The sequence below is a fragment of the Rufibacter hautae genome, assembly GCF_008271695.1.
GTDB classification, from domain to species: domain Bacteria; phylum Bacteroidota; class Bacteroidia; order Cytophagales; family Hymenobacteraceae; genus Nibribacter; species Nibribacter hautae.
In genome coordinates this window covers 126626-142825 of record NZ_VKKY01000002.1, presented here as the reverse complement: position 1 = coordinate 142825, position 16200 = coordinate 126626, and the positions used below count along the sequence as shown (strand labels likewise).

Here is a 16200-nt window from a genome sequence, read left to right as displayed (position 1 = left end):
ACCCCCTGACTTCTTCTCTATTAGAAACTTGAGATTATTTGCAAACAGCTAAATTAGATTGATTTAAATAGCTTTTGCTTCAGAGTCCCCAATAAACTTCTGCTTTCATAGGTGCGTTTATACCATTCAATGTCTTGCTGCTTACGCACAATTTCGCTTATTAATTTTTTATTAAGCTGCTTATTTCCTTCATTGTTTTTCTCAACTGTTATTACCCTATCCCTTAACTCTTCTACTAATTGGTCTTTTTTGTTTAAGGTTGTTTTTAGTTGGGAAATCTCCAAGTCTTTGGCTTCAAGAAGGCTTTGCTTGTAGGCTAATTCTTTTAAAAAATGTTGCTGAATTGCATGCAGAGAAGCATGAATTTCATCTAATTGATTTGTAGATATAAAGTAATCTTGTATTTGCAAAGCACTTTCCATATTCAATATTTAATAAATGTATTTTTTACCTTAATTCACACCAGCCAAATACCTTTCCTCTTCCTTTTGTTCAGGAATATGGTAGACAGTTCTATACCCCTTAAGGTTTAAATCAACATTAAAATCTTTTTCACAAATATTGAGGGAGTATTGGCCCATTACGTCCAGCATTTCCTGATTGTTGAAATAGTGGAGAATCTTTCCAATGCCCTCAATTTCATTCTTGAATACATCGCCATTTAATCCGCTTCTAACGATATCTCTATTTCCAACACAGTCACTTAACAATACTGGTTTTTTCAAGGCCAAAGCTTCTAATACACTGAAGGATAGGCCTTCAAACTGAGAAGTAGAAATAAAAATATCTGCACTAGACACCAAGTCCATCACTGCCTTTGGCCCAAGCCAACCAGTTACAGTGATATTCTTTGAATTTAATAAATTCCTAGCCTGCCCATCCCCAGCCCAAATGAATTCTATCTGGTCGTAATCTTCTAAAAAGGAAGCAATAGAATTGAATAGAGCAGGGTTTTTCTGAGTTTCAATTCGCCCGGTGGTGATGACGGTGAATTTCCTATCAACGCCTCTGTTCACAATACTCAATTTTGAATTACCAATGGCTACACCATTATTGATGTAGGTGGCAGCAATTCCAAGTTTTTGATACTCTGCCAGTTCTGAAGCTGAGCAGCAAACTACTTTGCCTCCCATTTTATTACCGAACCGCTCAACCTGTTTTAAGAGCAAGTTGAGAACGGGGTTATCGTTTGAAAGAAATGGTGCGCCATTAGGCGTATAGATAACATTTTTGATTCCAGCCAATCTACAGGCTAACCTTCCTAACAATCCGCTTTTAGAGGAATGTAAATGGACTGCATCTACAAAACCCCGCTTAGTCAGCCTGTTGAGAATGTAATGAAGTTCTTTTAAGGCGAGAAGATCTTTGAAAGGATGGATAGAACGCTGAGCCGATTTCCACCGGATAAAGCGGACATTCTCTTTTGGGAAAATTTGCTTGACGTCGTTAGCAGACATTACTTGTTGCCTTTCACCGTGAATGACGATGTGAAGGTCACCTGGCATTGACTCCGCAAGGGACTTTACGAAAACCGCTACTCCTGAAGCAAATGGCTCAATTACGTGTACTATTCTCATGAGCTGGGGGATTCAGCGCTAAGAAGCTATCTATGAAATTACAAGATCTTCTGGACCAAATATAACTATATTTCTTTTATAAGTATTTATAGTTTGGCACATTAACTTAGAGACCTGATTTTGTATACTTTAAATGATTCTCAACTAATTTTTAAAACTAGGAGCTAAATATTTCTTTTCAAATGCAAATTATCTAATTAGAACCGTGATTTACCAAGATGATTAAACAATCCCAAGCTTCTACTTCAATCATAATGATTAATGTTAAACCATTAGTAGAGCGTTCATCTAGAAAATTACAGTGAGAATAAAGTTTTTTAGGTTTTAAATCAACTTATTCCCTCTGACCTTCCCTTTCAAATATAATATCACTTTATAAGGTAAACACCTTTGAATAAGCAACTTATTTCTTCCCAATATCTTGTAAAAAGTACTAATTCCGAAAGCCGCCACAACTCTTTGCCTAGCTTTTAATTGAGCCTTTCGGTTTGAGACAGAAATACCCGCTGCATTGATTTCACATGTTACTAAAAAGCAGTCCAAAATCGCGCCTTTGGTTTTATGCAGCATTTTAAAAAACAGGGCATAATCTTCCACTAAGGACCAACCTGAGGGATATTGCCCCACAAGACTCAACAACTCGGCCCTAAACATCACCGTTGGATGAATAAACACATTCCTGTAATGCATGGCAGAAAGAATGGCTTCATGAGTTGTAGGTGTGGTGTAGGTATAGCTAAACCCGCTCATAGGATTCTGAAAGGTGCACCAAGTGCCAAGTAAGCCAACTTCAGGGTTCTGGTCTAAGAACGAGGCTTGTTTGTGAAACCTGTCTTCGTGGCATAGGTCTCCGCAGTCTAACCTAGCAATATACTTTATCGCAAGGTTCTCCTCCATCCATTGCAGGCCAGTGTTTAAAGCCCTTGTAATTCCCTTATTCGTTTCTAACCTAATAATATGAATAGGTAAATACAGGTCACCAAGTTTAGTTAATTCCTCATGGTTTACAGGAATCTGACTGCCATCATCTACCACTACCACAAAGAGTTTATTGGGTTGATAAACAATGCTTTTCAACGATTTCACTAGCCCATCTCTATTGTTATAGCAGGGAATTAGGACTGCTATATCATAAGCTAAAGGACGGAAAACTGTACTTGAATCCAAAGTTGAGAGTTAAAATAATCTATCAAATGATGAAGGGGAAAACCCTCTAATATCCTTTCCTGTTCTTCTTTCCTCAAAGGTAAAACGAATAGATTTGGTTCACAATCCATTGTCAGGTATCACCCGGAAAACAATCTATCGTTTGGTAATTACCTCAGACAGAGTAAATAAGGAGCATACTATCCTATGAAGAAAATCTCATTCCTTGCTCCCTCGTACTATGGAGAACGCAGTATCTCATGCTTAAAATGAATGTAGCGCTTCAATCTGAAAGAAGTTACCCATGCAATATTTTGTAGAGAAAGGATCGGTGGTGCGGGAGATCTGGGGGAAGGGCGATACGGTGCTCTTTATCTTTGCGGGCTCTTCTGCGGAGTTTGCGCTGAACAAAGCCGTGGATTGGCTGTACTTTACGGGCCGCCTCCCAGCCGATCCTTTGGGAAGGCTTTTTTCAACGGTTGCCTATGCCCGCAAAATCGTCTTTTCTCCTCTTGACGCGGCCCACCAGACCATTGACCGCATGGCCAGCATCCACGCGGGTGTAGAAGCCAAACGCGGCATGTCCATCCCAGACTGGGCCTACCGCGATGTGCTCTTCATGCTGATTGACTATTCCATCAGATCTTTTGAAGTTTTGGAGCGGCCCTTATCCTTGCCTGAGAAGGCAGAGGTGTTTGAGGTCTTTTACCGCGTAGGTTTCCGGATGGGCCTAAAAGAACTCCCTTCCTCATACCCGGAATGGCTGGTGAGCCGGGAAGAGCATTTATGCCAGGATTTGGCCATGAGCCATTACACCCATAACCTGTTTCAGCAATACCAGAAACACTTGGGCAATATCAGATACCGGCTGCTCCTGGAAGCCCAGATTCTGGTGGTGCCAGACCATGTGAAAGAGTTGCTTGGTTTCCGTAAAACCTCTTTGATCACTCCCTTACTGCACGGCTACAAAGCAAGTAGGAAATTCAAGCTCGATTGGTTTTTGAAAAGCATCATCTTGCCTTCGGCATACAAGCAAGAAATTCAAGATCTGGACCAAAAACCCGAATAACAAAACATTGGCTGTCTTCTTTATCACATGTTCCTAAAAGGGTCTTTTTCGTTTCAGTTGAGACCTAACCTCACGATGGCATCTCTGCAAAGTGTTTTATAGTTGATTTTAATAAATTGACTACAAAACACTTATTCCTTGTAGCTCCAATGTTACGCCTCATGTTTTAAGCTCTTTTTCTCAATAATGGCATTGAACTACAGGCTGGACCTGCCGTACACTTTGGGAGGAAAAAAGGCAGAAATGTAGCCAATGCCCAAAAAAAGTGAACTCCTTGCGGTTAGTCGGAAGGTTTAGAATTATCAAGGGGTTAAATTAGTAAGCCCTGGTGGCATTAAGGCATAGCCTCTCTCCTTACATCTACATGAAAAAGCAGCCACATGGGAAATAAAGACTTTTCTTTCGGGTACCACTGCTCGCATGAGCAGTTCAAGCCAAGCCATTTATTAAACTTAGTGCAGCAAGCCGAGCAAGCCGGATTCGGGAATGCGCTTTCTTCTGATCATTTCTATCCCTGGAGCGAGAACCAGGGCGAGAGCGGATATGCCTGGAGTTGGTTGGGAGCCGCGATGCAAGCCACTTCACTTCCTTTCGGGGTGGTGTCGGCGCCGGGACAGCGTTACCATCCGGCCATTGCGGCGCAGAAGGTGGCTACCTTGTGCGAGATGTTCCCCCACCGGTTCTTCATTGCCGCCGGCAGCGGACAGTTCCTGAACGAGCGTATTACCGGGCAGAAGTGGCCAGGAAAGCAGGACCGCAATGACCGCCTGAAACTCTGCGTGGACATTATGCGGGCACTCTGGCGCGGCGAAACCGTAACCCACAAAGGCCTGGTGGAGGTGGAATACGCCAAACTTTACACCCTGCCGGATTACATTCCGCCGGTATTCGGAGCCGCCATCACCCCGGAAACCGCCGAGTGGGTAGGCAGCTGGGCCGATGGCCTGATTACGATTTCCAATTCGCCTGATAAGTTAAAGGAAGTGGTAGAGGCGTTCCACAAAGGCGGCGGCGAGGGCAAACCCATGCACCTGAAGGTGCAGCTGTCCTATGACACTACCAAGGAGAAAGCCCGTCAGGGCGCGCATGAACAGTGGAAAAACAACGTCTTCCCTTCGGCCCTGCTCTCAGACATTCCCACGGTGAAAGGCTTTGATGCCGCCGGCAGCATGGTGAAACCAGATGAGTTGGAACCTGCGGTCAGGATCTCAGACAGTGCCCAGGAGCATGTAGATTGGCTGGCCAAAGATATGGAACTAGGCTTTACGCACCTGCACCTGCACAACGTAAACCTGCAGCAGGAACAATACATAGCGTTCTTCGGGGAGCGGGTGCTGCCTGAACTCCAGAAAATAGCGGAAAGAGTTTAGAGCTTCCCTCCTATCAAACCCTTGAGACGGGTGTTTTCTTCCTTTAAGATTGGAAAGAGAACACTCGTCTTGTGCATAAAAGCGCCCTATAAGAAATTAAGTTTTTAGCCTATTTGCTGAAAACGAGGCCAAAAATGCTCCTAACATCGGCTCTTTTCGGCTTACCTATTCCCCTCTAAAACCAATATGTTCACTGTGTTGATTGCAGCGTTACCTTTGCTATGATAAGGTATCTATAATGCAGGCACCTTGCTGCTATTTCCCAATCACAAAACCATCAGAAGACATTTCCTTTCATGCGATTTAACAGATCTATTTCGTTTCTTTTTTTCTTTTCCCTAGCGCTGCTTTCCTGCCAACGGCAAAGCAAGTCTAAAACCGAGAACCAATCCTTTCAGGTGGGTTATGATCAGTTCACCCTAGACAATGGGTTAACCGTGGTCTTTCATGTTGACAAATCTGATCCGGTGGTGGCCGTGGCGCTCACGAGCCACGTGGGCTCTGCGCGAGAGAAAGAGGGCCGTACCGGTTTCGCGCACTTGTTTGAACACCTGCTGTTCCTGGAGTCTGAGAACCTGGGCAAAGGTGGTCTGGACAAGATGAGTGCCCGCATTGGCGGTTCCGGTGCCAACGGCTCCACCAACCGCGACCGTACAAACTACTACCAGACCGTGCCTAATGATGCGCTAGAGAAGATGATCTGGGCCGAAGCCGACAAACTGGGCTTCTTCATCAATACCGTCACCGACCAGGTGCTGGCCAAGGAAAAACAGGTGGTGAAAAACGAAAAGCGGCAGAGCAATGACAACGCCCCTTACGGCCACACCTCCTACGTGATTGACCAGAACCTCTACCCCAAAGACCATCCGTATCATTGGCAGGTAATCGGGTCACTGGAGGACCTGCAGAACGCCACCCTGGAAGACGTGAAGGAATTCTACCGCCGCTGGTACGTGCCCAATAATGTAACCTTGGTGGTGTCGGGAGACTTTGACCCGGCGCAGGCCAAAGCCTGGGTGCAGAAGTACTTCGGAGAGATCAAGAAAGGCCAGAACATCCCGGCGCTGGAAAAGAAGCCGGTGGTGTTGGCCCAAACCAAAAAACTGTACCACGAGGATAACTTCGCGCGCCTGCCCGAACTCACCATGGCCTGGCCAAGCGTGTATATCTACCACAAAGACTCCTATGCCCTCAGAACCCTGGCCACTTTGCTATCTGACGGCAAGAAGGCGCCGTTCAACAAATTGATTGTGGACGAGAAACAATTAGCCGGACGGGTGAACATGTACCAGAACAGCGCCGAGTTGGCCGGACAGTTCATGGTGAGCATCAGGGGCTATGAAAAAGTGGACCTGAACCAAATCCATGCGGCCGTAGAAGAGGCTTTCCAGCGTTTCGAGAAGGAAGGCTTCTCCGATGCCGACCTGAGCCGCATCAAAACGCAGCAGGAGGTTGGTTTCTACAACGGCTTGTCCAGTGTGCAGGGCAAAGGGTTCCAACTGGCGCAATACCAAATCTTCGCGGGTGACCCGGGCTTCATCAGCAAAGACATCCAGAACATGCTGGCCGTGACCCGCGAGGATGTTATGCGCGTATACCGCCAATACCTCAAAGGCAAACCCTATGTGGTGACCAGTTTCGTACCTCAAAGCCAAGTCCATCTAGCCCTGAAAGGCTCGCAGAAAGCCAGCGTGGCAGAAGAGAAAATAGTGGAAGGCGCTGAGGAGAAATTCGATGCCTCAGCCAAAGCCTCTTACCCGCGCACGCCGTCCAGCTTTGACCGAACCGTGGAGCCGCCCCACGGCAAAGCCCCCGAGACCAAAGTACCTTCCGTTTGGGAAGGAAAACTGGAAAACGGCCTGAAAACGCTGGGCATCACGGATCGCGAGGTGCCATTGGTGATGTTCAACCTGCGCCTGAACGGAGGCTTGCTGCTGGAAGATTCTTCTAAGGTGGGGGTCTCTAACCTGTTGTCTGAACTGCTGCTGAAAGGCACCAAAACCAAAACAACCCAGGAACTGGAAGAAGCCATGGAAGCGTTGGGCGCTTCTATCAGCATCAATGCCGGCGAGGAAAGCTTCACCCTCAGTGGCCGTACCCTGGCGCGTAATTTCGTTCCGACAATGGCGCTGGTGCAGGAGATCCTGCTGGAGCCGCGCTGGGATGAGCAGGAATTCAAGCTGGCCAAGCAGCAAGTAGAAAGTCAGTTGAAACAGCAGAAAGCCAACCCCAACTCCATAGCCGATATCAATTTCCGGAAAGTGCTGTACGGCAAAGACCACATCCTGTCGCGCAATATCCTAGGCTCAGAGGCTTCTCTGAAGGCCATTACGCTGGCAGACCTGCAGAGCTACTACCACGCTAACCTTTCACCTTCGGTGGCGGCGTTTCAGGTGGTGGGGGCTGTAGACCAGCAGGAGGTTATGAATTCATTGGCTGGCCTGAACCATAACTGGAAAGCCAAAGAGGTGCGCTTGCCGCAGTACACGACTCCAGCAGTGCCCGCTGCGTCAACTGTGTATTTCTATGATGTGCCCGGGGCTAAGCAGAGCGTGTTGCGGTTTGGGTACCTGGCCTTGCCCGTGATGCACCCAGACTTCTACCCCGCTCAGGTGATGAACTACATTTTGGGGGGCGGCGGCTTTGCTTCGCAGCTAACCCAGCAATTGCGGGAAGGCAAAGGCTATACGTACGGCATCAGTTCTTCTTTCTCGGGTTCTGCCTTGCCGGGTCCATTCGTGATCCAGAGCGGCGTGCGGTCCAACATCACCTTTGAGGCGGCCGATCTCATCAAGCAGATCCTGCAGAATTACGGACCGGGGTACTCTGCCCAGGACCTGGAAGTGACCAAGGGCTTTCTGGTGAAAAGCAACGCCCGGGCCTTTGAGACCATGGCCGCCAAACTGGGGCTCCTGAACAACATCAGCACGTACGGACTTCCCCTGGATTACGCCAAACAGCGCGAAGCTCAGGTACAAGGCATGACCTTGGACAGAATCAAAACGCTGGCGCAACAGTACGTGAACCCCAATAAAATGTATTATCTGGTGGTCGGCGATGCCGCTACCCAACTGAAGAAACTGGAGCAATTAGGCTTCGGGAAACCGGTTCTTCTGAATTAGGACTCTTCTTTATTCTTGAACAGCAGCCCCTTCTGGTTTTCCCGGAGGGGCTTTTGTTTTAGGGCCGATTTCTTACATCTACTTTAAAAGCCCAAGAATGATCCTTAGGTTTACAGACCTGTTTTGTGGCTTGTTTGATCAAATTGCACCTAAAACAAAAGGCTGATTTCCCAGATTTCAGTAGCCTGCTTTAAATGGAAGATTGAAGTCGAAGGGACCAATTGTTTCCAAACCAAAGGACCTATTAGAAATTGGAAAGGATTAGGAGGAGACTATGGCCCTCCCCATTGAGCCGCTTTTATCAAGCTTAACCTTGATTTGCCAGTGTTTAATATAAATGAAATAGTTGTGTTATGGCTACCAAATAAATAGTATATTTGATTATATCTATGTCCTATTTAACGGCTGCTACCTATGCTTCTCTACCAGGACAGTATTCTCCAGCTTACGTATGATCCGGCCACGGACATCCTGGAAATGGATTGGCCAGATCTGACTCCCTCCTACCTTCCCGAAACCAAGCAAGCTTTGCAGGCGTTGGTTGAAACTGTCAGGGATTACGATGTAAAGAACCTATTGGTAGACGGCAGCAAAGCCTCTGTCACTATTTCAGACGAGGAAAATGCTACCCTGTTGCTGAAGATAGCCCAGGAATTCAATGCCACCCGCCTCCGGAAAGTAGCCCGAATTGCCTCCACTGATTTAAGGAGGGAAACCGCCGCAGATGAAAACCTGTTCAGGATTCAACATAGCCTGGACCTGCATTATCAGATGCAGAACTTCACAGACCGTGCCCAGGCAATGACCTGGCTCAAAGATATCTCTTGATACTACCTGTGAAAAAGGCATAACCGCACTTTCCCATTCATCTTGATTTCAAACCTCTTTTAAGGAAAACAAACAGAAAACCAAATGTGAAGGGTATAAGCCAAACAGAAAGGCCCTAGTCAAATGACCAGGGCCTTTCTGTTTGGCTTATAGAGGAAATTTCGGGGTTAAATGGTGTCTGTTACTACCAATAAGGCATAAATTACCCCAGGCAAGAAGAACAGCAGGGTAAGCAAAAGACTGATCCAGAATCTGCTGTTCACTTCTCCTTCGTGCAAGAAAACACCCAGCGGCGGAATGAAAATAGCCAACAGAATTTCCACTATATCAGAGGCTTCTTTGGCATCTCTCAAAGAGTTCTTAACTTCTTTTTTGAAGGCCTTTTTCTCCGCCTTGCTCATGCTAGATATTTTGCTTTTAGCTATTTCCAGCACGGCCTTCTCATCCATTATAACCAACGGGGCAGTTGTTTTCACAGCGGTTTTCTCCACGGCTACTTTCTTGGTTTCAAACAAAACCGGTGCTGGGGCTTTGGTAGAGGCTTCCAATACTGGTTCAGCTTCTACGGCTACAGTTGGCTCCTCCGCAATGGTAAGGGTTGCGGGGGCTGTCGCTGGCGTGGTTTCCTCAGTCGCATCTGCCGGGGTAGTTTTCGCAACAGATTTCTGGTAGGTCTCTGGTTTTACAGAGGCGAAACGGTAATATTCAGCAGAGCTACAGGAAAAAAGAAACTGGCCTACTACGGCCACAAATACAAACTGCAGTAGAATTTTTAACTTCATAGTACAAAGAATTAGGGGTGGAAAAATAGTTGAATAAGGTTCCTTTTTTCAGCCAGCCGCACCGCAGCTATCTGGAAAAGTCAGTACACTTATTGCGCACCTTCTTTAATACTATACTTGTCTAAACTTTGTTATAAATACTAAAACTTCAAAGGCAAATCCAACTAACAAGTCCTTTAAAAAGCCTATGCGATTCAAGGCTGATTTTACAAAATCAGCCTTGAATCGCACGTACCTGGATTAATTGGCAGCGATTTCTCCCGGAATATGAATCTCAACCCGGGTGCCCTCATTTAGCTTGCTTTTCATTTCAATGGTGCCGCCCATGCTTTCCACGTGGGTTTTCACCAGGAACAGGCCCATTCCCCTTCCCTTTTTATTGTTATGGAAACGCTTGTACAGCTTGAAGACATTATTGCCCGCCTTTTCCATATCAAAGCCCGAGCCGTTGTCGGCAAAGTGAATCTCTAGTCCGCCGGAGGAGCACACCTGGCAACTAATCTCTACCCGCAGTGTCCTGGCCTCAGACCGGTACTTAATGGCGTTAGAGAGAAGGTTGTAGAAAATGCTGTAGAGGTAGGCCCTGTTGGTTTTTATTTTCACGTCTGGCGAGATATCCGCCACAATCTCCCCTTTATGGTGCGCCAAAGATTCCATGAAATACAGCCGGACCTGCTCAAAGACATCGGCAAGAGTAACCATCTCCCTTTCCAAGATGTCCTGCTGGTCTCTCAGCGAAAGAATCATGTTAAGGTCGCGCAAAACGGTGTCTAGCTTGAACACGCTTGTCTTAAGGTGCGCCAGTGAAGTATCATACATAGCCGACTGCTTGTCCAGCTTGGTCAGGAAATCAGCCAAGCCCATGGCGTTGGCTACCGGTGCCCGCAGGTTGTGCGACACAATGTACGTAAATTGCTGCAGGTCGCGGTTCTGACGGTACAAATCACGGGTCATTTCCAAGTGGCGTTCTTCGGCCGCTTTCCTGAAAGTAATGTCTTTCTGAATGACGATGTGCTGCGAGACTTGGCCGTCATCGGTGAGGATGGGCGTAAAGTCCATGGAAATCCACACCTTCTCGCCTGATTTCTTGTAATGGAGCACCATGATGTTGAAGGGAATGCCCTTCTTCAGCTTCTCGGTGATTTCTTGGCCTTTCTCCTGGTCAGTCTCGAGGCCTTCCAGGAAGGTTGCCAGGTTCTGACCTTTGGCCTCGTCAAAGGTATAGCCTGTATTGCGCGTGAACGCGTTGTTCACCCACTCAATCTTGCCCTTGGGAGTTGTGATAATAACCCCGTTGGAGATCTTACTGGCCACCAAGGACAGTTTCTCCCGCTCCTCCTGGGCCAAAACATTCTCTGTGATGTCTGAGAAGTACACCGAAAGCCCTTCCTCTGAAGGGAAAGCTTTTACCTCCAGCCAAATTTTAGACAACTGCAGGAAGGACTCGAATTTAACGGCCTGCCCGGTGGAGATGGCCTGCTTGTAGTACTTGTAGAATTCCCCGTTGATTAGTTCCGGGAAGACCTCCCAGATGGTTTTGCCCAGGCATTCATCTCTTTTAAGCCCAAGCACCCGCTCAAATTCGCCGTTGACCAACTTAAAGCGCCAGTCTTTGCCCAACATGAAAAAGGCATCTGTAATGCTCTCAAAAATGGTCTGCAGGGTCTCCGCTTGTTTTTCAATTATGGTATGGGCGACAGATACTTCTGTCACGTCTTTGGCAATGGAATGCACCCCAATTACTTCGCCATTCACAACCACCGGTATTTTGGTGATGTTGAGGCGCACTACCTTGTCATTCGGTTTGGGGATCTCAATTGTGAAGTTGATTTTCTCTCCCCGGAAAGCCCTTTCCAGGTTTTCATCGCACAACGGCCCTACCTCAGGCGGAAGGAAATCAATGATTTTTTTGGAAACTACCTCTTCCAGAGGAAGGCCTACACAGGAGAGGAACGTAGGGTTTGCATCTAAAATCACCCCTTCGCGGTTTTCATAGGTAGCATTGTCTGGGTTGTTCTCAAACAAGGACCTGAACCGATACTCACTCTCCGCTAGCCTCAACGAGGCTTCTTTTCTTTCGGTGATATCTCTGGAGCTAACCACCAAGGCATTGACCGAAGGGTTTTCCAACTGATTACTGACGATGGCTTCAATCCAGCGCCACTCTCCATGGGCATTCTTGAACCTTAAATCAGGCACCTGGACCACTTCTTGCCTTAGAATCTTTGCCAAAGCTTCACCAGCCAAAGGCACATCATCTGGGTGAATGAGATCAAACACATTGCAGCCAATCAATTGCCCCGGCTCATAGTTCAACAGCCTTGAAACAGCCCCACCTACGTAGATGTATTCCCCTACCTCATTCAGCAGGCCTAGCATGTCTGAGCCATGTTGCAGCAAGGTGCTGTGGAACTCGTCTTTTTGCGCCAGCTTTTGCTGGGCCAACCTTAGGTCAGCTGCATCTCTCCCAAGGCAGTAAATGACCCGCTCTTCTTCAGACCAAACTGCGGACCAGGACAAGGGCACTGTGGTGCCGCTTTTATGCAGATAATGGTTATAGAAATTCTTGATTGGGGTTCCGTTGAAGACCGTTTCATGCGTCTCCCACGTTAAGGCTTTATCATTGGGTGCAACAAAATCAATGAAGTGCTTTTCCAGCAACTCCTCAGGCGCATAACCCAATATTTCTTTACTACTGGCACTTACATAAACATACTTCCCAACTTCATCAATTACACACAGAAGGTCAGATGAGACGCTAATTAAATTCTCTATAATTTTTTGGTCCCATTGCACTTTTGTCACCTCCACTTTATTAGATCTCACGTCTTGCGGTTTCAAGTAATTTCTGTGATGCAATTTACATCATTTTAAATCTTTAAATATCATTATCTCAACAACAAAGCAATTAATAAGAAATTATACAATTTAATTCCGAATAAGCACTATAGCGTATTTAACGAGGCTTAATAAGAGGATTAAAATAAAATTACGGCTGCCTACTTAACAATTTAATAATATGATCTTTTAAGGATTCTGTTCACCTAAAATCTGCAAAGTAGGCAGAATGACTGGCCTCCTGATTAAAATTGAAGTAAGAGATCATTGAAAATGAACCAATTGTGTATTTATGTGAACTAAGAATAGAACCTTGCACCTCTACAATTTTCGAGGGAAATATAGTTTTAAGACAGTAAGAAATAGGGTTTATGCACTTGACATGAAATGCCCAGTAATTCGGCAACGAAAAGACCTCTGATAAGCCCGAGTAAGATTAACTTACTCCTTTAGCCTTTATCAGAGGTCCTTTCAATTTTGTTTTTTGTTTTTTTCTGATTATCGGGGCAAAAATACTCAGGAAACCAACTTAAAATAGATTATAATTCTGCTACTACTTTCCTGAAATCGGCTTCGTTTAGGGGTTTTTGCAGGCAAGTGGTAATGCCTAGTGACCGCATCTGGTTCATATCCGAGGCATTTGACGAGGTAGACAGCACTACAATTTTGGTGGAGCTCTCCTCTACCAATGGCAACCTGTGGTACTCTTCCATAAAAGAAAAACCATCTAACACCGGCATGTTGATGTCTAGCAGAATCAAAGATGGAAAATCAGCTGGGTTCTTGAGACTCTGGAGATAAGACAGCCCCTCCAACCCATTCAAAGCAACGATGATTTCCTCGGCAACTCCAGTTTCTTCAATAACGGTTTGGTTAAGGAAATTAGTTATCTCGTCATCCTCAATTAGCAAGATTGATTTAATTCTCTTCACTGTACTCTATTTCAGGGTGGGGACTTTGTCTCAGTAAAATAACGGCAAAACCCTGAATAAATACTTATGAGCTTGATAAGAATTTGCCTGAAATTGGAAAAAACCGTGTGGTCTTCCATTCTTGCTACATTTTTACCTGCAAAATGCCTCCGGAAATTGCCCTTCCACCCTACCTCATCAACTCCTTGAAAAGCTGCCACTCAAAATGAAGAACAGAAATTGGATTTCTCGCCCTTATTGATTTACCATCAATTCTCCTAAAACAGCCTCAAAACTGTAAGACACTGTCCGCTTACTTCCTTGCTGGAGTTTGCTGCTTCTTGAGCAGTTTTAGCAGTACGCCATTTGTCCACCCGAAGCCGTCTTGGTTGGGGTACTCTCCGCCGCCGCCTTCGGCACCGGGCTTTTCTACATTGTATTTCTCGGTGAGCTTGCCCGTGAGTTCGTAGACCTGTGTGTTTTGCTTGATCCAACGGTCGGCAATGGTGTTGGCCAGATCCTCTTGGCCATAGGCGCGCAAACCTTGGATGCTCATCCACTGCAAGGGAGCCCACCCGTTGGGCGCATCCCACTGCTGCCCCGAGGTGGTTAATGTGGTGGTCAATCCCCCTTGTCGCAGGAAATCACGTTGCAGCCGCTGGGCTACCGCTTTTGCCTGGGCTTTGGTAGCCATGCAGAAGAACAAAGGCGTTACAGAGGCTAGAGTAGGAATATCGGTCGTCTTTTGGTTGATGAAGTCGTAGTCATAGAAAAACCGGTCTTCGGGGTTCCAGCAGTAGCGCAGGAGGGCTTTTTTCCGCTGCTGGGCCTTTTGCCGGTAAAGCTTCTCCTGGGTCTTGTTTTGCTGCAGGTGCGCCATTTGGGCTAGGGTAAGCTCCATGTGGTAAAGCAGGGCGTTCAAATCCACGGGAATCAACTGGGTGGTTCTGATAGTTTGCAGCGACTTCCCGTCCTTAAACCATCGGGTGCTGAAATCCCAGCCAGACTCGGCCGCGGCCCTGATATCGCGGTATACCTCTGGGTGGCTTCTGCCGGAGGTGCGAGCCACTTCCACGTCTTCCTTATATGCCTCGGGCCGGGGAGACGGGTCATCGTCCCAGTACCGGTTCAAAAGGCTTCCGTCGGGCATTCTGACCACTCGCCTGTGCGTCGGCTTCCCGGGGGTGAGCGTTCCTTGGCCATTCATCCAGAAGTCGTACTCTTTCCGGAGGGCGGGTTCATAGGTTTTCAGGACCTCGGGACCTTTCTCCTGGGCTAGGATGCGCAGCATGAGGGCATAGAAAGGCGGCTGCGATCTGCTCACGTAATAGCTTCGGTTCCCATTGGGGATATGGCCCAAAGTATTGATAAGATAGGTAAAATTGTCTACCATGCTCTGGATGAGCTCCACTTGGCCACTTTCCTGCAGGCCTAACATGGTGAAATAACTGTCCCAGTAATAGATTTCCCGGAAGCGCCCACCGGGAACCACATACGCGTGGGGCAACGGAATAAGGGAACTCTGCTCTGCCAGGGGCTGGCGGGTAAGCACCGGCCACAAACGCTCAATGTGCTGCGCCACGGGTAAGGCTGCATTGGACTTGAATTGGTTCGCAGGTTCTACCGGCAACTCAAAATAGCGCAGCACAAAGGCTTTCAGGTCAAACCCCGGTTTGCCTTTCTTCTGGGCATATGCCTTGAGGATTTTCTCCGGCGGAGCCAAGGGTCTACAGTCTGGGAAAGTCTTGGAGTCTGGGAACACGGGTGCCAACTGAACCTCCTTGAACAATTCACCTAATTGCTCCTGCGGCCTGAATTGCGCCTGACATGGGTGAAACCAACCCCAAAACAGGAAGAAAGATAAAAGAAACAGGTTTCTGGAAATCGCCCGCGGGGAACAGGAAAGCATATTCTTCATGAGGGAAGCCATTGGTAAGTCTCCCCTTCTTACGCAGAAGCCTCTAGGGAAGTATATGCCAGGATACAGCTGACATGGCGGGAAACATCGGGCTTTTGCGCCCGTTTCCTGAAAAATAAACCAAAAACAGAACACCTCTCTAGCTACTTCAACTCTTTTTACTTCCCTATGATAGTCCTCCCCTTCTCAGATTTGTAGAACCTAAGCCTATACCGAGTACTTGTAACTGGATAGACTCACAGCAACTTACGCCAATTCCGATCTTTAAAGACGGCACAACTTGGTTCTAGGCAAAACATTTTCTGCTCAGGAAAGTACTTACAAGCAACTAACCCTACCACTATGGATACTTATAACCTGAAACCTGAGAACATGCGGGCTCCCGAGCACCTGAATGAAAAGGAAATCCGCAAAAGTTTAGAGGAGTTGGATGCTAAGATAAAGGTCCTGCAGGGCCGGGCCCACGCCACTACCGCAGATTCGCAGAATACCTACCATGAGCATATCGCCGCCCTAGAAGCCAAGCGCGCTTTGATTGCCCAGAAATTGAATGACACGTCTACAGCCACCGACAGCACCTGGCAAGACATCAAACGTGGCTTGGACGACCTTACCGATGGCATCAAGAAGATCTTTTAG

General features: G+C 47.0%; 12 protein-coding genes. 5 read left to right on the top strand and 7 right to left on the bottom strand.

Annotation, left to right across the window (positions count from 1 at the left end; genetic code table 11):
* Window positions 1–53: 53 nt before the first annotated feature.
* The 3 genes from FOA19_RS09700 to FOA19_RS09690 all read right to left on the bottom strand — a co-directional run bounded on the left by FOA19_RS09700 (window position 54) and on the right by FOA19_RS09690 (window position 2744).
* Window positions 54–422: a hypothetical protein gene (locus tag FOA19_RS09700; protein WP_149090642.1), complete on the bottom strand. Its 369-nt coding sequence runs from the start codon at window positions 420–422 to the stop codon at window positions 54–56.
* Between the two features lie 30 nt (window positions 423–452).
* The gene (locus FOA19_RS09695) at window positions 453–1577 is read right to left on the bottom strand and encodes a glycosyltransferase (RefSeq protein ID WP_149090641.1); all 1125 of its coding nucleotides are present in this window, start codon (window positions 1575–1577) and stop codon (window positions 453–455) included.
* Between the two features lie 324 nt (window positions 1578–1901).
* Window positions 1902–2744 carry a glycosyltransferase gene (locus FOA19_RS09690; protein ID WP_149090640.1) on the bottom strand — a complete coding sequence of 281 codons (843 nt, stop codon included), beginning with the start codon at window positions 2742–2744 and terminating at the stop codon, window positions 1902–1904.
* A gap of 283 nt (window positions 2745–3027) precedes the next feature.
* On the opposite strand from FOA19_RS09690, the gene FOA19_RS09685 reads away from it, so the two are divergent.
* The 4 genes from FOA19_RS09685 to FOA19_RS09670 all read left to right on the top strand — a co-directional run bounded on the left by FOA19_RS09685 (window position 3028) and on the right by FOA19_RS09670 (window position 9112).
* Window positions 3028–3792 carry an oxygenase MpaB family protein gene (locus FOA19_RS09685; protein WP_149090639.1) on the top strand — a complete coding sequence of 255 codons (765 nt, stop codon included), beginning with the start codon at window positions 3028–3030 and terminating at the stop codon, window positions 3790–3792.
* Window positions 3793–4172: 380 nt separating this feature from the next.
* The gene (locus FOA19_RS09680) at window positions 4173–5162 is read left to right on the top strand and encodes a TIGR03885 family FMN-dependent LLM class oxidoreductase (protein WP_149090638.1); all 990 of its coding nucleotides are present in this window, start codon (window positions 4173–4175) and stop codon (window positions 5160–5162) included.
* Between the two features lie 296 nt (window positions 5163–5458).
* Window positions 5459–8284 (top strand): M16 family metallopeptidase, encoded by a 2826-nt coding sequence (locus tag FOA19_RS09675; RefSeq protein WP_149090637.1) that lies wholly within the window; start codon window positions 5459–5461, stop codon window positions 8282–8284.
* 414 nt (window positions 8285–8698) lie between these two features.
* Window positions 8699–9112: a hypothetical protein gene (locus FOA19_RS09670; protein ID WP_149090636.1), complete on the top strand. Its 414-nt coding sequence runs from the start codon at window positions 8699–8701 to the stop codon at window positions 9110–9112.
* 167 nt (window positions 9113–9279) lie between these two features.
* Here FOA19_RS09670 and FOA19_RS23545 read toward each other — a convergent pair whose 3' ends face one another.
* The 4 genes from FOA19_RS23545 to treF all read right to left on the bottom strand — a co-directional run bounded on the left by FOA19_RS23545 (window position 9280) and on the right by treF (window position 15561).
* Window positions 9280–9894 carry a YqaE/Pmp3 family membrane protein gene (locus FOA19_RS23545; RefSeq protein ID WP_223808821.1) on the bottom strand — a complete coding sequence of 205 codons (615 nt, stop codon included), beginning with the start codon at window positions 9892–9894 and terminating at the stop codon, window positions 9280–9282.
* Window positions 9895–10134: 240 nt separating this feature from the next.
* Window positions 10135–12690 (bottom strand): PAS domain S-box protein, encoded by a 2556-nt coding sequence (locus FOA19_RS09660; protein WP_223808940.1) that lies wholly within the window; start codon window positions 12688–12690, stop codon window positions 10135–10137.
* 581 nt (window positions 12691–13271) lie between these two features.
* On the bottom strand, window positions 13272–13643 hold the full coding sequence (locus FOA19_RS09655) for a response regulator (RefSeq protein ID WP_190300349.1): 372 nt from the start codon (window positions 13641–13643) through the stop codon (window positions 13272–13274).
* A 313-nt stretch (window positions 13644–13956) separates the two neighbouring features.
* A complete protein-coding gene (gene treF / locus FOA19_RS09650) occupies window positions 13957–15561 on the bottom strand; it encodes an alpha,alpha-trehalase TreF (RefSeq protein ID WP_223808820.1) in 1605 nt (534 codons plus the stop codon).
* A 342-nt stretch (window positions 15562–15903) separates the two neighbouring features.
* On the opposite strand from treF, the gene FOA19_RS09645 reads away from it, so the two are divergent.
* Window positions 15904–16200, top strand: coding sequence for a sll1863 family stress response protein (locus FOA19_RS09645; RefSeq protein WP_149090633.1), 297 nt, complete (start codon window positions 15904–15906; stop codon window positions 16198–16200).